Origin of the sequence: Deinococcus hopiensis KR-140, from assembly GCF_900176165.1 — a bacterium.
GTDB lineage: Bacteria > Deinococcota > Deinococci > Deinococcales > Deinococcaceae > Deinococcus > Deinococcus hopiensis.
This window is the reverse complement of the sequence record NZ_FWWU01000009.1, coordinates 2,870,675-2,889,230: the sequence shown is the minus strand read 5'-3', so window position 1 is coordinate 2,889,230 and position 18,556 is coordinate 2,870,675. Positions and strand designations below refer to the sequence as shown.

Genomic DNA, 18,556 nt, shown 5'->3' with positions numbered 1-18,556 from the left:
AGGTGACGGCGGACCTGGACGGCACCCTGCTGGCCAAGCGCGAGGAGGAGTGGGCACACTGGCTCGAGCATGCGGCGGAAAATCCGCTGTCCACCCGCGCCGGGTTCTCCGGCGGTGAGGTGACGCTCGAAAACGACCTCTGCGTCTATACCCAGGATTTGCGCCACTTCGGGGGCCTGCCCTTTTCCGGCCTGATCGTGACCAAACGCCCGTGCGAGACCGTCTTTGACCTCACTCCCGAGGAAGCCGCCGCCACCCACGCGCTGCTCGCCCAAGTCCGGGCACATCTGGACGCCACCGTCCGGCCCGACGGCTACACCGTGGGCTGGAACGTCTTTCCGGCAGGCGGGGCGCACATCCCGCACGTTCACCTGCATGTCATTCCCCGCTGGAACGCGGACGCCAGCGCTGGAGCGGGGCTGCGCTATTTCCTCAAGGCGGCGGCCAGAGCAGCCGAGCGACGACGTGGCCCGCCCTCCTCACCGCCCCCCGATCTGCCCTGAATTCCTCAGAAGGAGACCTGACATGACCCTCACCCCCGTTTCTGCCTCCCGGCCCCTGCACGCCCCCCATATCAAGCTGCGTCAGGCCACGGACACGGACCTCGACACCCTGCACGATCTGATTCTGGCCGTGGGCCTGAGTACCGAGCGCAGCGCCATCACCGCCACCCTCGAGGGCTGCACCTACTGGGTGGCCGAACTTGACGGCGTGCCCGCCGGGTGCATCGGCCTGGAGCACGGCGAGGGGGTGAGCCTGCTGCGCTCGGCCAGCGTGCTCCCCGGGGCCCGCCGCCAGGGCCTGGGCCGCGCCCTCGCCACGAGCGCCCTGACCCACGCCACGCTGCGGGGTGACCGGGCCGTGTACCTCTTTTCCAGCGACGCGGGGCCGTTCTGGCAGACTTTCGGCTTTGCGCCCGTGCCCATGGAGGAACTGGAAGCCGCCCTCCCCAGCGCGCCCCAGGTGGTCAGCGGACAGTGCCGGGGCTGGATTCGGGACGAGGTGGCGTGGAAGCGGGAAGTGTTGCCGAGCGGAGGACAACCGGTGGAGGCGGCGGGAAGTGTCTGAGCGCCGTCAACCGTCAGCCTTTCGCCCGCTGCTTCCTGCCTTCTGTCATCCGCCCCTGTTGCGCTATTCTGCCCCCACGCACAACTCCCCCGGAGTGCCTGCCCAGGCGGACACTCCCCACATCAACCACGCTGGAGGGCACCCCCATGACCGATTCCAACACGCAGATTCGCCTCGCCACCCCCCAGGACAAAGAAGCCGTTACCCGCGTCATGCAGGAGGCCGGACTGGAAACGGAAGCCGCGCTGGCCGACGGCACCACGTACTGGGTGCTGGAGCAGGGCGGGAAGCCCGTGGGGGCCATCGGCCTGGAGCATGGCGACGGAGCCTCGCTGCTGCGCGGCGCGGCCGTGCTGCCCTCGGTGCGCGGCAAGGGACTGGGGCGGCAGCTCATCATGAGCGCCATCCAGTACGCGCAGGGCCGGGGCGACCGGGCCATCTACATGTTCAGCAAGGGCGGCGACTGGAGCAACTTCGGCTTTCAGCAGGTGCCCCTGGCCGTCGTGATGGGCGAGGTGCCGAACGCACCCCAGATTCGTGCCTATCAGGCCCGCAGCGAGCGCCCCGGCGGCACCACCTGGATGCGCAACCTCAGCGTCGGGGCAAGCAAGGCCTGAGCGAAAAGCAGCGGAGCTGCCCGGCACCGCCCGTGGGTTTGACCTACCCGGTGCCTGGCAAGCCCGCTCGCGTTCCTGGGGAGAGCCCATGACGCTGCTGTCCCTCGATTCCATCGCTGTTCCCGACATCCACCCCCAGGCCCCGCTTCTAACGCGCAAGGCCCGGCTGTCGGACATCGGCGCCATCCACGAACTGATCGGTCACTGGGCGGCGCGCGGGCAGATGCTCGTGCGCTCCCGCGCCCTGCTCGCCGAGACCATCCGCGACTTCCACCTGATCCTGGCCGAGCCGCACGAGGGCCAGCCGGGCGGTCTCGCGGGCGTCTGCGGCCTGCACATGCTTGCTCCTGATCTCGCGGAGGTGCGGGGCCTGGCCATCCATCCCCACATGCAGGGGCGCGGCCTGGGCAAACAGCTCGTCGCCGCTTGCGAGCAGGAAGCGCGCGACATAGATCTGCCCGCCCTCTTCGCCTGGACCTACCAGCAGACCTTCTTCGAGAAGTGCGGCTTTACCCGCATCGACAAGACCCACCTTCACCCCAAAGTCTGGAGTGAGTGCCAGCGGTGTGCGTTTTTTGAAAATTGCAATGAGATTGCGATGCTCAAGGAGTTGGATTGAGTGGCCGGCGGCCAGTCGCCAGTTGCCAGAACCTGCGGTCAGGAGCCGCGCATCTTCTGGGACAGGCGGGGAAGCATCCGGCGAATTCCAATCCGTTGCGCCGTGAGGGGCGTGGATTCAGCCGCGCCCAGGTGGCCGAGACCAAAGCGCAGCGGAAGCAGGTCCTCGACGTTATTCCACGGTCTGGCAGCGATACCGGGAAATCTCGCGAAGTCGGTGCTGCTCCGTCTGCCAGCACCCTCGGCAATGCTGAAAGGTGCGGCGGCCCGCCGCAGTGGAATGGTCGGCGCGAATCCCCTTGACGTGGAAAAGATTTGGTGGCTCCGTCGACTTCCAGCGTGAGGCGGTGGGCCTTTTGCCACACGATCAACTCCCGACAGTCACGCATTCGGACGCAGCGTACATACCCTACACTGGCGACTGGCTGCTGGCGACTGGCGACCATAAAACGCGTCCCGTGAGGCGCGAATGGAGGCTCCTATGATCAGAAAAGAACGCGCCATCCTGGCCCTCGAAGACGGCACCGTGTACCGGGGCTACGCCTTCGGGCACCGGGGCGAAACCACCGGCGAAGTGGTGTTCAACACCTCCATGACCGGTTACCAGGAGATCATGACCGATCCCTCGTACAACGGGCAGATCGTTACCATCACCTATCCGCACGTCGGCAATTACGGTGTGGCGATCTACGACATGGAGAGCAACAAGCCGTATGTGCGTGGCTTCATCTCCCGCGAGTTCTCCGGCGAGTACTCCAACCACCGCGCCCAGCAGTCGCTCGAAGCGTTCATGCAGCAGTACGGCGTCGTATCCATCCAGGGCATCGACACCCGTGCCCTCGTGCGGCGGCTGCGGACGGGCGGGGTGGTCAAGGGTGTGATCGCCCACCGCTCCTTCACGCACCCGGAAGACGCTTACGGCGAGTTCACCCCCGCCGAGGAGCAGGTCTATGTGCAGCGGGCCCGGGACCACCAGGACATCGACGGCCACGACATGACGAAGGAAGTCACGACGGCGCTGCCCTACGCCTTTCCCACGCTGCGCCAAGGCAAGCGCGTGGTGCTGATGGACTTTGGCATCAAGCACACCATCATCGAGCGGCTGGCCGAAGTGGGCATTGAGCCCATCGTCGTGCCCGCCCACACCACGCCCGCGCAGATCATGGCGCTGCAACCGCACGGCCTCTTTCTGTCCAACGGCCCCGGCGATCCCGCGCCGTTGGAGTACGCCCACAAGACGGCCTGGGAACTGATGGGCCTGCTGCCCACCTTCGGCATCTGCCTGGGACACCAGATTCTGGGCCTCGCGGCAGGCGGGCGCACCTTCAAGATGAAGTTTGGCCACCGGGGCGGCAACCAGCCCGTCAAGAACCTGCTGACCGGCAACGTGGAGATCACCTCCCAGAACCACGGCTACGCGGTGGACATCGACTCGATCCCCAACGGGGCCTTCGTCGCCACGCACGTCAATCTCAACGACGGCACCCTGGAGGGCATGGCGCACAGCCGCTACCCCGTCTTCTCCGTGCAGTACCACCCGGAAGCGTCGCCGGGACCGCACGACAGCCGCTACCTCTTTGACCGCTTTATCGAGGAGATTGACGCCTTTGACGGCGCGAACGGTTCGCCCGTGGTGAAGGCCGTGACGGGCCGCTTGGGCGTGTAGGAAGGTTCCAGATGACAGCGGGGCGCGGGGTGAAGAGCCCTTCACCCCGCTTTTTGCGGTCCTTCGTACCGACGGGGTGAGCCGGGCGAGGGAGACTGGGCGAGATGCCCCGTCCACCCAGCGGTCCGCCCGTTCAGGTCGTCTGGTTCAAGAAGGACCTGCGCGTCTCGGACCATGCCCCGCTGGCCCGAGCGGCTTCGGTGGGTCCGGTGCTGCCCCTCTATGTCTACGAACCCGAGCAACTTGGGCATGAGGAGTTCGCCGGGCATCATCTGACGTACCTGAATGAATGTCTGGCGGAACTCGGCGAACAGCTGCGGGCGCTCGGTACCCCGCTCGTCGTGCGCCGGGGCGAGGCAATGGCCGTGCTGGAAGAGCTCTCCGAACTCGTTTCCATCGGCGGCCTGTGGGCGCACGAGGAGACGGGCAACGGGGTGAGTTACGCGAGAGACAGGCGTGTGCGGGCCTGGGCACGGGAGCGGGGCGTTTCCTTTACCGAGGTGCCGCAAAACGGGGTGGTGCGCCGCCTGCACGACCGCAACGGCTGGGCGGACATATGGGAAGAACGGCTGGGCGCGTCGCCTCTCCTTCCGCCTGCAGCGCTTCGGGGAACGGACCTCGATCCCGAGGGCCTGCGAAGCCACGCTGAACTGGGCGTCGCACCGGAAGCCAAGGTGATCCCAGCAGGCGGGACGGCGGCCGCGCGCGCCACCCTCGAGTCGTTCCTAAACGTGCGCGGCGTGAACTATATGCGCGAGGTGGGCAGTCCCCTGAGCGCTGAAGAGGCTTGCTCGCGCCTCTCGGCCCCGCTCGCTTTCGGCACCGTTGCGCTGCGCGAAGTGGTTCAGGCCACCCGCCAGCGCCTCGCCGCCGTGAAGGGGGACCCAGAGGCCGATCCCCGCTGGGTGCGGTCCCTGCGGTCGTATGAGAGCCGCCTGCACTGGCACTGCCACTTCCTCCAACGCCTGGAATCCGAGCCGGAGACGGAGTTCCGCAATCTCAACCGGGCTTTTGACGGTCTGCGCGAGCCTCACTGGAACGCCGAGCATTTTGACCGCTGGGCGCACGGGCAAACCGGGTATCCCCTCGTGGACGCCTGTGTGCGGATGCTGCGGGCCACTGGCTGGCTCAATTTCCGCATGCGGGCGCTGCTCGTTTCCTTCGCCTCGCAGCACCTGTGGCTGCACTGGCGGCCCACCGGTCTGTTCCTGGCCCGGCAGTGGCTCGACAACGAACCTGGCATCCACTGGTCCCAGATGCAGATGCAGAGCAGCACCGTGGGCATCAACCGCGTCCGCATCTACTCGCCCACCCGGCAAGCGCGCGAGCAGGACCCTGAGGGCGTGTTCATCCGCCGCTGGGTGCCTGAGCTGGCGGACGTGCCGCTCCACTTGCTGCGCACGCCCTGGGAGTGGACGGGAGCCGGCCGCCTGAATTACCCATCACCCGTCGTGGATGAAGGAAAAGCCGGGGCCGCCGCGCGGGCCAGAATTTATGCTGCGCGGGAGAGTGCCGCCTTTGAGGCCGAGGCCCGCCGCATATACGAGCGCCACGGCAGCCGTAAAAAGGCCGTGATACGCGCCGAGCGGGTGGCCCGTGGCCTGCCGCCCCGGTCCGAGAAACCGACCCGCGCCGCCCCGAAACGGAGACCCCCAGCCATGAGTGACCAACCGGACCTGTTCGGCTCGACGCCCACCCAAGCCAGCCCCGAAGTCCCCAAACCCCTGATGCCCGCTGGCCTTCCCAATTCGTGGCAGCGGGTGCTCGCGCCCGAATTCGCCTCACCTTCCTTCCACGCGCTCAAGGACTTTCTGGTGGAGGAACGCCGGACGCACAACGTCTTCCCACCCGCGCCCGACGTGTTCAATGCCCTGCGCTTTACCCCCCTGGAAGACGTGAAGGTTCTCATCCTGGGTCAGGACCCCTACCACGGCCCGGAGCAGGCGCACGGCCTGAGCTTCTCCGTGCGGCCCGGCGTGCGGCCACCGCCGAGTTTGCAGAACATCTACAAGGAACTGCGGGATGACGTGGGCTTCCAGATTCCCAAACACGGCTACCTGAGGCACTGGGCCGAGCAGGGCGTGCTGTTGCTGAACGCCGTGCTCACCGTGCGTCAGGCCGAACCGAACAGCCACGCGAACAAGGGCTGGGAGCAGATTACCGACGCCGTGATCCGCGCCGTGAACGCCAAGGAGACGAGGGTGGTCTTCGTGCTGTGGGGGGCCTACGCCCGCAAGAAGGCGCGGCTCATCACCGGCAAGCAGCACGTGATTATCGAGTCCGCGCACCCCAGTCCCCTCAGCGTGACCAAGTTCATGGGAACCAAACCCTTTTCCCGCGTCAACGCTGCCCTGGAGGAAGCGGAGGAGACGCCCATCAACTGGCAACTGCCCCTAGAGGTGGAGGAATGACGGGCCGCACCACCCTGCTGCAAGACGGGTACCTGCGCCGTGAGGGAAAGAAGCCCGAGGAGTTTCGCTACTTCTGGCCGGACGGCGAGGAGTACACCGACGCCGAGGGCATCGCCCGCATCGCCTCGCTGGCCGTACCGCCCGCCTACGAGAACGTGTTTGTCTCCCCGGATGAAGGCGCCGAGCTTCAGGCCTTCGGGCGCGACGCGGCGGGGCGGCTCCAGTACCGCTATCACCCCGACTTCATGGAGGCGGGGGCGCTGAAAAAGTGGCAACGGCTGGCGCGGTTCGCGGACGCCCTGCCCACCCTGCGCGCGGTGACAGCGGTGGACCTGCGCTCGTCCGGTCTGCCCCGGCGCAAGGTCCTGGCCGTGATGGCCCGGCTGCTGCACGTCGCGCACTTCCGCGTGGGCAGCGACGCGTACGCGCGGGCGCACAAGACCTACGGTCTGTCCACCCTGCGCCAGAAACACGTCGGGGTAAAGGGCACGGCGATCACCTTCCACTTTCGGGGCAAGCACGCCGTCGAGCAGCACAAGACGGTGCGGGACCGGACGCTGGCCGCCAATGTGGAACGGCTGCTGGAACTGCCCGGCCCCTGGCTCTTTCAGAGCGTGGACGACGAGGTGCGGACGCGCGTGCGCGCTCCTGACCTCAACGCCTACCTGCGCGAGGTGATCGGTCCCTTTACCGCCAAGGACTTCCGCACCTGGGGCGGCACGCTCGTGGCCGCCGAGTTCCTGGCGGAAGCCGGAGCGCCCGAATCCGAGAAGCAGGCCCGCAAGACGCTGGTGGAGTGCGTGAAGTTTGTGGCGGACGACCTGGGCAACACCCCCACCGTTACGCGCGGTAGCTATATCTGCCCGGTGATCTTTGACCGCTATCAGGACGGCAAGGTGCTGGACGACTACGAACCCCGCGCAGGCCGCCCCGAGCCGGAGTTGGAGGGTCTGACGCGCAGCGAGGCCGCGCTGAAGCGGATGTTGGAGAGCGAAAAGGCGCTCCGGACGAGGCGAACCCGGAAGAAGGCCGCTTGAGCTGGCCGCGTCACCTCGCCCGCTGGGCGCTGGGGCTGGCCCTGGCTGGCGCGGGCGTGGGCCACCTGACCTCCCTACGGCGTGAGTTTCAGGCGCAGGTGCCCGGTTGGCTGCCGCTGGACCCGGACTTCGTGGTGGTGGCGTCCGGCGCCGCCGAGATTGGACTCGGGGCCGCTTTGATCGCGCTGCCCCGCCAGCGCAGAGCCGTGGGGTGGATGGTGGCCGCCTTTTTCGTCGCCGTCTTTCCCGGCAACGTGTCCCAGTACCTCACCCGCACGGACGCTTTTGGGCTGAACACCGATGGGGCGCGGCTGACCCGGCTCATCTTTCAGCCACTGCTGGTGCTGTGGGCGCTGTGGTGTACCGGGAGGTGGCCGGGGCCGCGCCGCCCAGACCAGGGCAACCCAGACCAGCGCAACCCAGACCAGCGCAAATGGCAAATGGAGGCCGGGGGGAGGGGCAGGCAGACGAGGCCGCCGGAACAGAGGCCGTTTCTAAGGAAGGCTGGACCGGCAGCTGTGGCTGTCCAAGAAGAAACCCAAGTGGCCTTTGCCCGGCCGGGTGGTGCCCGGCGGGGACCGGTAGGTTGAATGCTCCGGCAGGCAAGCGGCGGAACCGGCCAGAGGGGTGAGGCTCCCCGCCCGGTCGGTGCTCCTGCCCCAGACCTGCCGCAGGGGGAACTGGCCACGCCCCCTGCGGTCTGGAGACGACTCAAGAAAAGGAAGAACAGGTTGTGGGTTCCTCTGTTGGCGTGCTTCCGGCGCTGCGCTCCACCACCGCTTCCCCCGTTCAGGCGGGTCGCTGCCCCCGACGGGCGACGCCCAGAGCCACGCTCTCCTGCTGAACGCGCTACAGAACCGGTCCGTCGTGCGGATCGGAGAGGCCACCCACGGCCCCCACGGGTTCTCCCGGACCCGCGACGAGATCACGAGACGGCTCATCACCGAGCAGGGCCCTGACGCGGCCGTCACCGGGGGCGCCTGGCCGGATACCGGGCGGGTCGACCGGTTTCGTGCGTGGGACAGGCTCCGGCAACTCGCCCGTGCAGGCGCTGTTGAACTTCACGCGTTTTCCCACCTCGATGCGGCGCAACACGGTGGTGCGCGACGTTGTGGGTTGGCTGCGCGAGCGCAACCGGACGCAGGCCCACGCCAACCGGGCCGCGTTCTACGGCATGGACCTCTACAGCGCTGTTCAGCCCCGGCAGGAGGTCCTGCGCCTGTTGGAAACGGCGGCTCCAGGCCAGCTCGGCGCCGTTCGCAAACGCCACGTCTGCCTGAGCCGCCTGGGTACCGGACTGAACAGTGGCTGTCCGGTGGCCGCACGGCGGGAGGGTTCCAGCGTGCTGTCTGCTACGGTTCCCGGACCATCCGGTACATCCCTTCCGCTCCGCTTTGGTGATTTCACGCCTGTCCTTCACCGTTTTCCCCGTTCGCTCGGTTCGGGTTGGCCCGCTATTTCATAACGGATGAACCGGAATCCTTATGAGGCCCTGTTCGACCTGGAGCAGAACGCGGACGCGCGGGTGGTCAAAAACGCGCTGACTTACGGGCAGGTCAGCCTTGACCCTTTCGGGGGCACCTCCTGGAACGTGCGCGACCGGCACATGTTCGGGATGCTGGAGGCCACCTGGTCCCACCTGGGATCAGGGGCAGACGTGGTGGTCTGGGCGCACAACCCGCACCTGGGAGACGCCCGCCCCCCCGAGATGAGCCGGGGCGGAGAGCTCAACTTGGGCCAGTTGGTTCGGCAGAAGTACGGCCCCTCAGCTCCTGAGGAGGTCCCGCCCCAGTTGCCCCACGTTCTGCTTACCGCACAGGGCCATTGCCAGCCGGACTTCCCCGTGCAGCAGGTCGAGCGTGCGGCGTACCCCGGCTTCGCCCCCGGCCGCCAGACCCCACAGGGCCGCGCGGCCCAGAAAGACGCAGCGTGCGCCGAGCGCGACGGCCTTCACCACGTCCGTGCCCCGCGTCACCCCGCCGTCGAGGTAAACCTCGGTGCGTCCGGCCACGGCGTCGACCACTTCGGACAGGGCCTCGACCGAGCTGACGGCCGTGTCCAGCTGCCGTCCCCCGTGGTTGCTCACCCACACGTGGCAGCCGTGTTGTGCGGCCAGCAGGGCGTCTTCCGCCGTCAGGATGCCCTTCAAGACGATGGGGAGGGTGGTGACGGAACGCAGCCAGGCCAGGTCACTCCAACTCAGCGTCTTGTCCACCAGCGTCTGGAAATAGTTCACGAGCTGCGAACCACGCTCGGATTCGAGCTGTGCCAGTTGCTCGCGGGTCCCCGCGTTGGGCACGCTCAGATGTGGGGGCAGCGTGAAGCGGTGGCGTTCGTTGGGTTCCCGGCGGCCCAGAAAGGGCGCGTCCACCGTCAGCACCAGCGCCCGCGCTCCGGCGGCCTCGGCCCGGCGTACCACGTCGGCGCTCACTTCGCGGTCCGTATACAGGTAGAGCTGAAACCAGAAGCGGCCCGCCGCGGCCACCGCGACGTCCTCGATGGGCGTGTTGCTGAAGGTCGAGAGGGTCATTACGCTGCCCGCCGCGGCCGCCGCCCGCGCCGTCGCCAGTTCGGCCTCGGGGTCCGCGAGGCCGTGAAAGGCGCTGGGGGCGATGCCCACTGGAAAGCCGAGGGGCAGGCCCAGCACCTCGGTGTGCGTATTCACGTGCGACACGTCCACCAGCATCCGTGGCCGCAGGCGCAACCGGCGAAAGCCCTCGCGGTTTTCCCGCAGCGTCACCTCGTCGTTCGCGCCGCTCGCGTAATATTCCAGCGCGTTGCGGTCCAGGCGCAGCCTTCCCAGGGTCTCGATGTCTGCGAGGTTGACGGTGCCCTCCAGGCCCGGCTCGCCCGCCTCAGGCAGGTTGATGGTGGTCATGGGTCAGCCTAACCGAGACGGCGTGTTTCCTGACAGCTTCGCTTCGCCCTCTGGGTCATGCTGCTCCCATGCCCCGTCCCCAGCCCATTCCCCCCGGCCCCGGTCAGGAAAGCGTGTGGGAATATCCCCGTCCACCCCGGCTGGAACGCACTTCCAAGCGTATTGAGGTCTGGCTTGGGGGCGTGAAGATCGCGGACACCACCCATGCTTACCGGGTTCTCGAAACCAGCCATCCGCCCACCTACTATCTGCCGCGCGCAGCCTTCGTGCCCGGTGTTCTTCAGCCCGCAGGTGGCGGCAGCGTCTGTGAGTGGAAGGGCGAGGCGTCGTACTGGGCGTTGCAGGCCGGGGGACGTGCGGTGGGGGAAGCTGCCTGGAGCTACGAGCGGCCCACCCCCGCCTTCGCCCCTCTTGCCGGGCACGCCGCTGTATACGCGGGACGGGTAGACGAATGCCGGGTGGACGGCGTGCGGGTGAGGCCTCAACCGGGAGGCTTCTACGGTGGCTGGATCACGCCGGATGTGGTGGGGCCGTTCAAGGGCGAGCGGGGGACATGGGGGTGGTAACTCGGGTCTTCACGGTCGGGGCGTTAAGAGAAAAGAACCCGGCGGCTCCCCGCCGCGCTTGCTACCCTTTCTTCATGACGCCCGCTGACTCTGCCGTTCGCACCCGGCTGGACGCCCTCGCCAAGGCCTTGAGGCACTTTCACTCCGCGCTGCTGGACTTCGCCAAGGGCGAGTACGAATTTCTGCACGGCCCGGTGGGGGGACCCTTCGCCCTGTATTCCCTCGTCATGAACGATCCCGGCTTTCAGTGGCTGCGCCCCCTCTCGGGCCTGATGGCGACGCTCGACGAGGTGCTGGACGCCAAGGATACGGCCCTCACCGACCGCAACCTCTCGGACGTGCGGCAGGCGCTCGGCCTGCTGTTCGCGGAGACAGATACCCGCTTTGCCGACTTCCGCGCCGGATACGCCCGCGCGAAGGGAGACGCCCGTGTCCGCGAAACCGAGGCCCGCTGGCGTGAAGTGCTGAACAGTCTGGAGGCCTGAGGCGCCGTGAAACTGGTGATTGGCCTGGGCAATCCGGGCAGTCAGTACGCCCGTACCCGCCACAACGTTGGTTGGCTCGTCGTGGACGAGGTGGCGCGGCGCTGGAGCGCGGTCTGGCGCAAGGAAAGGGACGCGGAGCTGGCCGAAATTCGCGTCGGCCCGGCCCCTGGAACGAAGGTGTTGCTCGTCAAGCCGCAGACCTTTATGAACTCGTCTGGCAAGGCGGTCGGACCGCTCGCCGCCTTCTACAAGCTGGAGCCAGACGCCTTACTCGCCGTACAGGATGACCTCGACAGTCCTTTCGGCCTGTTGAAGTTTCGGCAGGGCGGGCGGCACGGAGGGCAGAACGGGGTGCGCGACATCATCCGCGTGCTGGGTACCCCCGACTTTCCCCGCCTCAAGATCGGCATTTCCCGCCCGCCCACAGGGTGGGATCCCGCGGACTGGGTGCTCAGCCGCTGGCGCGAGGCGGAAGCGGCGACGCTCGAAGAACTCGTGCGGCTGGGAGCAAACGCGGTGGAGGTCTGGGCCACGCACGGGCTGGCGGAAGGACAGGGCCGCTTCAACGGAACGGACCTGCGCCCCAAGCCGCCCCCTGCCACCAGTCCCGCAGTGGACAGTCCCGAGACGCCGGACAGCCCGGGTGAGCTGCCGAATTCCCCGTCCTGAACCCCGTATTCTGCCCCGCATGACCACAACCGAACTGCGGCTGGGCCTGCTGCGCGCCCTATCCGATATCAACGGTGTACCCGGCAATGAGGACGCGGTGCGCGACTTCGTGCTGCGTGAGCTGCACGGACTGACCGACGAGGTGCGGGTGGACGCGCTGGGCAACGTCATTGCCCTCAAGCGGGGACAGGACGGGGCCAAGAAGGGCGAGCGCGTCATGATCAGCGCCCACATGGACGAGATCGGCTTCCTCGTGCGTTTCGTCGACGACAAGGGCTTTTTGCGCGTGCAGGCGCTCGGCGGCTTCGACACCCGCAACCTCTTCGCGCGCAACGTGACCGTCCATACCCGCACTGGCACCCTCCCTGGCGTGATGCACCCCGGTGGCAAGCCCGTCCACATCGCCAGTCCCGAGGAGCGCAAGAAGATCCCTGAGGTGGCCGAATTCGTGGTGGACCTCGGCCTCGACGCCGAGGAAGTCAAGGGGAAGGTCCGCATCGGTGACATGGTGACGCTGGACCAGGTGGCCCGGCAGGTGGGCAAGCTGACCGTGGGCAAGGCGATGGATGACCGCGCCAGCGTGTTTGTGCTGCTCGAAGTTCTGCGCGCCCTGCGTGACACGCGCCCACAGCACGACGTCGTGGCCGTCTTTTCCGTGCAGGAGGAAGTCGGCCTGCGCGGGGCCATCACGGCGGCCTACGGAGTGGAGCCCACCATCGGCATTGGCCTGGACGTGACGCTCGCGGTGGATACCCCCGGCGTCGGCCCGGACCAGGCCGTCACGCGCATGGGCGAGGGCATCGGCATCAAGGTCTTCGACTCTTCCATGATCTCCACCCGCTGGCTGGTGGACCAGTTCGTGGACCTCGCCGAGCGCGAGGAGATCAGGTACCAGCTCGAAGTCCTGCCCCTCGGCGGCACCGACGGCGGGGCCATTCAGCGCAGCCGGGCGGGCGTGCCCAGCCTCACCCTCAGCCTGCCCACCCGTTACATCCACACGGTGATCGAGGCCGTCCATGAGGACGATCTGCGCGCAGGTGTGGAGCTGCTCCTGGCGTATTTGCGCTGAGGCAGAGTTTCCCTCTCTCCCTGAGGGAGCGGGCCTCGCGCAGCCAGGGTGGGGAGCGGAGCGGGGCGAGAGGCAACATCGCCCCCGCACCCAAGCAGGCCCACTGCGCCCAGCGCCGACCGAAACGGGAACCCTTCGCCCCGAAACCGCGTACCTGAGCCCTGATGGAACTCCTTTCCGGTCTGCTGTCCTCGCTGGGACTGTCGGGTGCGGCGGGGCTCAACGCCTATATTCCGCTGCTTGTGGTGGGGCTGCTCTCGCGCTTTGGGGTCGTTCACCTCGCTGCTCCCTATGACCTGCTGGGGAGCGAGTGGGCACTGCTGGGCGTCACGGTCATCGGCGCGCTCGACTTTGTGGGGGACAAGGTGCCGGGGGTGGACCACGCGCTGCACGTGTTCGGCGGCGTGGTGAACGCGGCGGCAGGCGCAGTCCTGTTCGCCGCGCAGTCGGGGATCGCCCACGTGCCCCCATCTCTTAGCCTCGCGCTGGGGCTCCTCGTGGCGGGCGGCGTCCACGCCACCCGCGCCGCAGTACGCCCAGTGGCGACGGCCACGACGGGCGGCCTGGGCAATCCGGTCCTCAGCACCGCCGAAGACGGCGCGAGCCTGACGCTCAGCCTGCTCGCGGTGTTTGCGCCGGTGTTCGCCGCGCTGGGGTTGGCAGGACTGCTGGGGCTGGCGTACCGGTTGTGGGTCAGGGTGCGCAGGCGCCGGATGACGTAGCCCACCGGAAAGTGGCTGAAGAGGGGGACGTCGGGGAACGTCCCTCTTTTTGCATTCTGTTTGCCTTTTCCTGCCTTTTTGCAAGCTGGAACTGTTCGTTTCCTCCTCCCCAGCTCTTGATTTGCAGAATGAAGTCGCAAATCTGTACAAGAAGCAATTTACGCGTTGACATCCTGCACCCATAGGCCCAGACTGAACCTATGCAGGGATGCAAACGCTGCAAATCGCACGGGGAAAAGGAGACACCATGAAGCTGATCACGGCAGTGGTGAGGCCGGAACGGGTCCAGCAGGTCAAAGAAGCGCTGTTCCAGGCGGGCATCAGTGGCATTACCCTCAGCCGGGTGTCCGGGCATGGCGGCGAGCAGGAAATCGTGGAGCACTACCGCGGCACGCGGGTGATGGTGGAGTTCCGCGACAAGGTGGAGTTCCGTATGGCCGTCTCCGATCCCTTTGTGGAGGCGGCGGTGCAGGCCATCTTGCGCGGCGCAAGGACGGGCGAGGTGGGTGACGGCAAGATCTTTGTGCAGTCGCTCGACCGCGTGGTGCGCATCCGCACCGGTGAGGAAGACAGCGCCGCGCTCACTCCGGTGAACGAAACCAAACTCGCCCCCGGGCTGCCGGGTTAAAGGAGGGTATGCGATGAAGAAAGTGCTTCCCCTGGCCCTGCTGCTCGGCAGCGTGGCCTTTGCCCAGGACGCCAAGCCGGTGCTCAACAGCGGCGATACCGCCTGGATGCTCGTGTCGGCCGCCCTCGTGCTGCTGATGACGCCCGGCCTGGCCTTTTTCTACGGCGGCCTGACCCGCGCCCAGAGCGTGCTCAACACCATGATGATGAGCGTGGTCAGTATGGGCATCGTCGGCATCATCTGGACGCTGCTGGGTTACACCCTGGCCTTCGGTGAGGGCGGCAACGCGCTGATCGGTGGGCTGGGGCACGTGGGCCTGGACGGCCTGAAGGACCAGCTCAGCGGCACCATCCCCGCATATGTATTCGCTGCGTTCCAGGCGATGTTCGCCATCATCGCGCTTGCGCTGATCAGCGGGGCCGTGGTGGAACGGATGCGCTTCGGGGCCTTCGTGCTGTTCGGCGGACTGTGGAGCCTGCTGATCTACGCGCCGCTCGCCCACTGGGTCTGGGGCGCGGACGGCTGGCTGTTCAAGATGGGTGCGCTGGACTTCGCGGGCGGCACCGTAATTCACATTGCAGCGGGCGTGTCCGCGCTCGTGGCGGCCTCCCTGGTGGGTCCCCGTATCGGCTTTCCCAAGTCGGCGCACGTGCCGCACAACGTGCCCTTCGTGCTGCTGGGGGCGGGGCTCTTGTGGTTCGGATGGATGGGCTTCAATGCGGGCAGCGCCCTCACCGCGGGCCACACGGCGGGCCTCGCTTTTCTCACCACGCTGATCGCTCCCGCCGCCGCCATGCTGACCTGGCTGACCCTGGAAAGCTCGCGCAACGGCAAGCCCACCGCTGTGGGGGCTGCCACCGGCCTCGTTGTCGGCCTGGTCGCCATTACCCCCGCCTGCGCCTTCGTCTCGCCCTGGGCCGCCATCGTGGTGGGCGTGGTGGGCGCGGTGGCGAGCTTTACCGCCGTGCAGGCCAAGCACGCGCTGCGGGCCGATGACGCGCTGGACGTGTTCGCCTGCCACGGCGTCGCCGGAATCGTGGGCGCGCTGCTCACCGGGGCGCTCGCCTGGACCACCGGCAGCGGCAAGCCCTTCGGCGAGCAGATGCTCGTGCAGATTATCGGCGTCCTCGCCTCGGTGGTGTTCACGGGCCTCGGCAGCTTCGTCTTGCTCAAGCTGGTGGGTCTGCTCATGCCCCTGCGGATTCCCGCCAGCCAGGAAATCAGCGGTATCGACGTTAGTGCCCACAGCGAGCAGGGCTACAGCGAGAGCGAGACCGGCCTCGGTGCCCCGGTGTTCGTCGGCGGCGACTGACCTTCTCCTCCCGGCTTACCCCGCTCCTCCTCCTCTTCTCTAGAACTTCCGCGTCCTGTCCCGCTGCCGAATGCATCCCCGGCAGTGGGGCGTTTGCTTTTTGGCTTACGTCTCGCGTGCTTATCTGGCCCTACTGGCCTTTGCTCCCACTTCTTCCTGCGATTTGATAGACCACTTCTGGACAACGATGCACTTTGGCCTTGACACTTCGTTACGGTGAACCCATGAAGCTGATCACGGCAGTGGTGAGGCCGGAACGGGTCCAGCAGGTCAAAGAAGCGCTGTTCCAGGCGGGCATCAGTGGCATTACCCTCAGCCGGGTGTCCGGGCATGGCGGCGAGCAGGAAATCGTGGAGCACTACCGCGGCACGCGGGTGATGGTGGAGTTCCGCGACAAGGTGGAGTTCCGTATGGCCGTCTCCGATCCCTTTGTGGAGGCGGCGGTGCAGGCCATCTTGCGCGGCGCAAGGACGGGCGAGGTGGGTGACGGCAAGATCTTTGTGCAGCCGCTCGACCGCGTGGTGCGCATCCGCACCGGTGAGGAAGACAACGCCGCGCTCACTCCGGTGAACGAGACGCGCCTTGCGCCGGGGGGTGGAGCGTGAAGCGCCTGCTGCCCCTCCTCGCGCTGCTGGCGGGAACAGCTTCGGCCCAGACGCATCAAATCAACGGGGCCGACACCGCCTTCATCCTCGTCGCGTGCGCCCTCGTGATGCTGATGACGCCGGGGCTGGCGATCTTCTACGGCGGTCTGGTGCGCGCGAGCAGCGTGCTGAACACCATGATGATGAGCTTTGCGGCGATGGGCATCGCGGGCGTGGCGTGGGTGGCCGTGGGGTACACCCTCGCGTTCGGGCCGGGCGGCAATGCGCTGTTCGGCGGCCTGTCACAAGCCGGCCTGTCCAACACCATCGGCGGCGTGACGGGCACCCTCCCCACCCCCCTCTTCGCCATCTTCCAGATTCTGTTTGCGGTCATTACGCTGGCCGTGGTGAGCGGCAGTGTGGTGGAACGGATGCGGTTTCTCGCCTTCGTGCTGTTCGGCACGCTGTGGGTTCTGTTCGTATACGCTCCGCTGGCCCACTGGGTCTGGAGCCCGGACGGATGGCTCAACCACCTCGGGCTGCTGGACTTTGCGGGCGGCACGGTGGTGGAGGTGGCGAGTGGGGTCAGCGGCCTTGTCGCCGCGCTCGTGCTGGGGCCGCGCTTCGGCTTTCCCCGCTACGTGAGCATTCCGCACAACGTGCCCCTCGTGCTGCTGGGCACGGGCCTGCTGTGGTTCGGCTGGCTGGGCTTCAACGCCGGATCTGCGCTTGCGGCCAACGGCGTCGCTGCCACCGCCCTGCTCAACACCAATTCTGCCGCGGCCGCCGCCCTCCTCGTCTGGATGCTGTGGGAGACGGCGCGGAACGGCAAACCCACGGCGGTGGGTGCGGCGACGGGCGCAGTGGTGGGCCTGGTGGCGATCACGCCCGCCTGCGGCTTCGTCACGCCGGGGGGTGCACTCCTTGTGGGCGCGGTGGCGAGTACCGTGTCCTACTTCCTCGTTGCCAACAAGCACCGCCTGTTTCCCGATGACGCGCTGGACGTCTTTGCCTGCCACGGGGTTGCCGGAATCGTCGGAACGCTGCTTACCGGGGTGCTGGCCGTGCCCGCGGTCAATGCGTTGGGGCACGGCCTGGTTGCTGGAAATGGGCGGCAGGTCCTCGTTCAGCTCGTCGGTGTCCTGGCGGCGGCGGCACTGGCGGGCGGCGGCACTTTCCTGAGCCTTAAACTCGTCGCGCTCCTCACGCCCCTGCGCATGACCGAGAAGCAGGAGGTGCGCGGCATCGACCTGTCCTCCCACCAGGAGGAAGGCTATGAGACGGAAAGTCCGCTCGGCGCGCCGGTGTTCGTCGGGCACGATTGAAGCCCGGCCCCAGCGCGGCGGCTCCTCGCGGTTGCAAAGGGGCCGCCTTCCGCTGTCCTTCCGCTGGAAGGGTGGTGACCGAAACCGGTCTGACGCTGGGCGGTGGACGCACCCTTCGCGTCTATGACACGGGCATGGGGGAGGCCAGTCAGCGCCTGGCCGCGTTCTGGCACCACGGTACGCCCAACATCGGTACGCCGCGCGCGCCTCTGTTTGCAGCGGCGGCGCGTCTCCCCAGCCAGGGCGCAGCGTTGCCTCCGCCGCAGAGGACACCGCCCGGGTCGCGGACGCCCTCGGCACAGAAGAGTTCGCCGTGGCTGGGCCATTCGGGAGGCGGACCCCACGCCCTCGCCTGTGCCGCACTCCTGCCGGACCGGGTGCGGGCGGCGGTCAGCGCGGCAGGGCGGGCTCCCTACGGCGCGGAAGATCTGGAGCGGTTCGCCGAAATAAACCCCTCGGGCGAGGCGTCCCTCACTGCCGCTCTAAAAGGACGCGGCGCCAAGGCGCAGTACGTGGCCCCGGACCCGTCCCTCGGTCCCGAGCTGTTTACCCCCACCGGTCATGCGGCCCTCTGAGGCCCCTGGTCCTGGCTGAACAGCGTTGTCGGACCGGCCATGGCGCGGCGCAGGGGAGCTGATCGACGGTGACCTGGCCTGCGCCGCGCCCTGGGGCTTTGACCCCCGGCGAATCACACTGACCGTCCTCCTCGTGCATGGCGGGCAGGACCGGGTGGTTCCCAGTTCGCACGGCCGGTGGCTTGCGGCGCGCATTTGCTCGGCCACCCTCTGGACGAAGCCAGAGGGTGGGCACCTCCCGGTCCTGCCGTCCGGGGAGGAGGCCCGGACGTGGCTGGCCGAACGGGCAGCAGCTCCCCAGTCCTCCTGATCGGTGCCTCCCCCAC

At 67.6% G+C, this 18,556-nt stretch carries 21 protein-coding genes and 1 pseudogene; 21 read left to right on the top strand and 1 reads right to left on the bottom strand.

The genetic code is table 11. The annotated features are described in order from the left end of the window. Nucleotides 1–2 precede the first annotated feature (2 nt). The 10 genes and pseudogenes from B9A95_RS27455 to B9A95_RS37325 form a co-directional block, all read left to right on the top strand. Entirely contained in the window at nt 3–503 is a 501-nt protein-coding gene (locus B9A95_RS27455; protein WP_245808516.1) for an HIT family protein, read from the top strand. 22 nt (nt 504–525) lie between these two features. Further along, nucleotides 526–1,068 (top strand): GNAT family N-acetyltransferase, encoded by a 543-nt coding sequence (locus B9A95_RS27450; RefSeq protein ID WP_084050356.1) that lies wholly within the window; start codon nt 526–528, stop codon nt 1,066–1,068. A gap of 146 nt (nt 1,069–1,214) precedes the next feature. Further along, on the top strand, nt 1,215–1,685 hold the full coding sequence (locus B9A95_RS27445) for a GNAT family N-acetyltransferase (RefSeq protein ID WP_084050354.1): 471 nt from the start codon (nt 1,215–1,217) through the stop codon (nt 1,683–1,685). A gap of 88 nt (nt 1,686–1,773) precedes the next feature. Continuing rightward, nucleotides 1,774–2,304: an N-acetyltransferase gene (locus tag B9A95_RS27440; RefSeq protein WP_084050351.1), complete on the top strand. Its 531-nt coding sequence runs from the start codon at nt 1,774–1,776 to the stop codon at nt 2,302–2,304. Nucleotides 2,305–2,784: 480 nt separating this feature from the next. After that, a complete protein-coding gene (gene carA, locus B9A95_RS27435; RefSeq protein WP_084050348.1) occupies nt 2,785–3,969 on the top strand; it encodes a glutamine-hydrolyzing carbamoyl-phosphate synthase small subunit in 1,185 nt (394 codons plus the stop codon). Nucleotides 3,970–4,073: 104 nt separating this feature from the next. Then, a complete protein-coding gene (locus B9A95_RS27430) occupies nt 4,074–6,380 on the top strand; it encodes a uracil-DNA glycosylase (protein WP_084050346.1) in 2,307 nt (768 codons plus the stop codon). Beyond that, on the top strand, nt 6,377–7,417 hold the full coding sequence (locus B9A95_RS27425; RefSeq protein ID WP_084050343.1) for a DNA topoisomerase IB: 1,041 nt from the start codon (nt 6,377–6,379) through the stop codon (nt 7,415–7,417). Before B9A95_RS27430 ends, B9A95_RS27425 begins: the two co-directional genes overlap by 4 nt. Then, complete coding sequence (locus B9A95_RS35825; RefSeq protein ID WP_245808515.1) at nt 7,414–8,007, top strand: DoxX family protein; 594 nt, start codon at nt 7,414–7,416, stop codon at nt 8,005–8,007. Before B9A95_RS27425 ends, B9A95_RS35825 begins: the two co-directional genes overlap by 4 nt. 422 nt (nt 8,008–8,429) lie before the next feature. Next, the gene (locus B9A95_RS27415; RefSeq protein WP_170928786.1) at nt 8,430–8,882 is read left to right on the top strand and encodes an erythromycin esterase family protein; all 453 of its coding nucleotides are present in this window, start codon (nt 8,430–8,432) and stop codon (nt 8,880–8,882) included. Nucleotides 8,883–8,885: 3 nt separating this feature from the next. After that, nucleotides 8,886–9,170: pseudogene (locus B9A95_RS37325) on the top strand (erythromycin esterase family protein); the annotation flags it as partial. A gap of 12 nt (nt 9,171–9,182) precedes the next feature. On the opposite strand, the gene B9A95_RS27405 reads toward B9A95_RS37325, so the two are convergent. Next, nucleotides 9,183–10,295, bottom strand: a complete 1,113-nt coding sequence (locus B9A95_RS27405; protein WP_084050338.1) for an alpha-hydroxy acid oxidase — start codon at nt 10,293–10,295, stop codon at nt 9,183–9,185. Between the two features lie 68 nt (nt 10,296–10,363). Here B9A95_RS27405 and B9A95_RS27400 point away from each other — a divergent pair, with 68 nt between their 5' ends. From B9A95_RS27400 to B9A95_RS34800, 11 genes are all read left to right on the top strand, one after another. Further along, nucleotides 10,364–10,861, top strand: coding sequence for a DUF427 domain-containing protein (locus B9A95_RS27400; RefSeq protein WP_084050335.1), 498 nt, complete (start codon nt 10,364–10,366; stop codon nt 10,859–10,861). A 74-nt stretch (nt 10,862–10,935) separates the two neighbouring features. Beyond that, entirely contained in the window at nt 10,936–11,346 is a 411-nt protein-coding gene (locus tag B9A95_RS27395) for a hypothetical protein (RefSeq protein ID WP_084050333.1), read from the top strand. A 6-nt stretch (nt 11,347–11,352) separates the two neighbouring features. After that, on the top strand, nt 11,353–12,015 hold the full coding sequence (gene pth / locus B9A95_RS27390) for an aminoacyl-tRNA hydrolase (protein ID WP_084050330.1): 663 nt from the start codon (nt 11,353–11,355) through the stop codon (nt 12,013–12,015). Between the two features lie 19 nt (nt 12,016–12,034). Next, nucleotides 12,035–13,084: a M42 family metallopeptidase gene (locus tag B9A95_RS27385; RefSeq protein ID WP_084050327.1), complete on the top strand. Its 1,050-nt coding sequence runs from the start codon at nt 12,035–12,037 to the stop codon at nt 13,082–13,084. A gap of 164 nt (nt 13,085–13,248) precedes the next feature. Further along, entirely contained in the window at nt 13,249–13,806 is a 558-nt protein-coding gene (locus B9A95_RS27380; protein WP_084050324.1) for a DUF4126 domain-containing protein, read from the top strand. A gap of 247 nt (nt 13,807–14,053) precedes the next feature. Next, a complete protein-coding gene (locus B9A95_RS27375) occupies nt 14,054–14,434 on the top strand; it encodes a P-II family nitrogen regulator (protein ID WP_084050321.1) in 381 nt (126 codons plus the stop codon). A gap of 13 nt (nt 14,435–14,447) precedes the next feature. Next, nucleotides 14,448–15,746: an ammonium transporter gene (locus B9A95_RS27370; protein WP_084050318.1), complete on the top strand. Its 1,299-nt coding sequence runs from the start codon at nt 14,448–14,450 to the stop codon at nt 15,744–15,746. A 224-nt stretch (nt 15,747–15,970) separates the two neighbouring features. Next, nucleotides 15,971–16,351: a P-II family nitrogen regulator gene (locus B9A95_RS27365; RefSeq protein ID WP_084050315.1), complete on the top strand. Its 381-nt coding sequence runs from the start codon at nt 15,971–15,973 to the stop codon at nt 16,349–16,351. After that, nucleotides 16,348–17,655 (top strand): ammonium transporter, encoded by a 1,308-nt coding sequence (locus B9A95_RS27360; RefSeq protein ID WP_084050313.1) that lies wholly within the window; start codon nt 16,348–16,350, stop codon nt 17,653–17,655. Before B9A95_RS27365 ends, B9A95_RS27360 begins: the two co-directional genes overlap by 4 nt. A 74-nt stretch (nt 17,656–17,729) precedes the next feature. Then, complete coding sequence (locus tag B9A95_RS34805) at nt 17,730–18,230, top strand: alpha/beta hydrolase family protein (RefSeq protein ID WP_212648390.1); 501 nt, start codon at nt 17,730–17,732, stop codon at nt 18,228–18,230. A gap of 25 nt (nt 18,231–18,255) precedes the next feature. Next, nucleotides 18,256–18,540: an alpha/beta fold hydrolase gene (locus tag B9A95_RS34800; protein WP_212648389.1), complete on the top strand. Its 285-nt coding sequence runs from the start codon at nt 18,256–18,258 to the stop codon at nt 18,538–18,540. Nucleotides 18,541–18,556 lie beyond the last annotated feature (16 nt).

Coding starts and splice junctions, on each gene's coding strand:
- B9A95_RS27450 (WP_084050356.1), top strand. CDS start 526: ATGACCCTCACCCCCGTTTCTGCCTCCCGGCCCCTGCACGCCCCCCAT.
- B9A95_RS27445 (WP_084050354.1), top strand. CDS start 1,215: ATGACCGATTCCAACACGCAGATTCGCCTCGCCACCCCCCAGGACAAA.
- B9A95_RS27440 (WP_084050351.1), top strand. CDS start 1,774: ATGACGCTGCTGTCCCTCGATTCCATCGCTGTTCCCGACATCCACCCC.
- carA (WP_084050348.1), top strand. CDS start 2,785: ATGATCAGAAAAGAACGCGCCATCCTGGCCCTCGAAGACGGCACCGTG.
- B9A95_RS27430 (WP_084050346.1), top strand. CDS start 4,074: ATGCCCCGTCCACCCAGCGGTCCGCCCGTTCAGGTCGTCTGGTTCAAG.
- B9A95_RS27425 (WP_084050343.1), top strand. CDS start 6,377: ATGACGGGCCGCACCACCCTGCTGCAAGACGGGTACCTGCGCCGTGAG.
- B9A95_RS27405 (WP_084050338.1), bottom strand. CDS start 10,295: ATGACCACCATCAACCTGCCTGAGGCGGGCGAGCCGGGCCTGGAGGGC.
- B9A95_RS27400 (WP_084050335.1), top strand. CDS start 10,364: ATGCCCCGTCCCCAGCCCATTCCCCCCGGCCCCGGTCAGGAAAGCGTG.
- B9A95_RS27395 (WP_084050333.1), top strand. CDS start 10,936: ATGACGCCCGCTGACTCTGCCGTTCGCACCCGGCTGGACGCCCTCGCC.
- B9A95_RS27385 (WP_084050327.1), top strand. CDS start 12,035: ATGACCACAACCGAACTGCGGCTGGGCCTGCTGCGCGCCCTATCCGAT.
- B9A95_RS27380 (WP_084050324.1), top strand. CDS start 13,249: ATGGAACTCCTTTCCGGTCTGCTGTCCTCGCTGGGACTGTCGGGTGCG.
- B9A95_RS27375 (WP_084050321.1), top strand. CDS start 14,054: ATGAAGCTGATCACGGCAGTGGTGAGGCCGGAACGGGTCCAGCAGGTC.
- B9A95_RS27370 (WP_084050318.1), top strand. CDS start 14,448: ATGAAGAAAGTGCTTCCCCTGGCCCTGCTGCTCGGCAGCGTGGCCTTT.
- B9A95_RS27365 (WP_084050315.1), top strand. CDS start 15,971: ATGAAGCTGATCACGGCAGTGGTGAGGCCGGAACGGGTCCAGCAGGTC.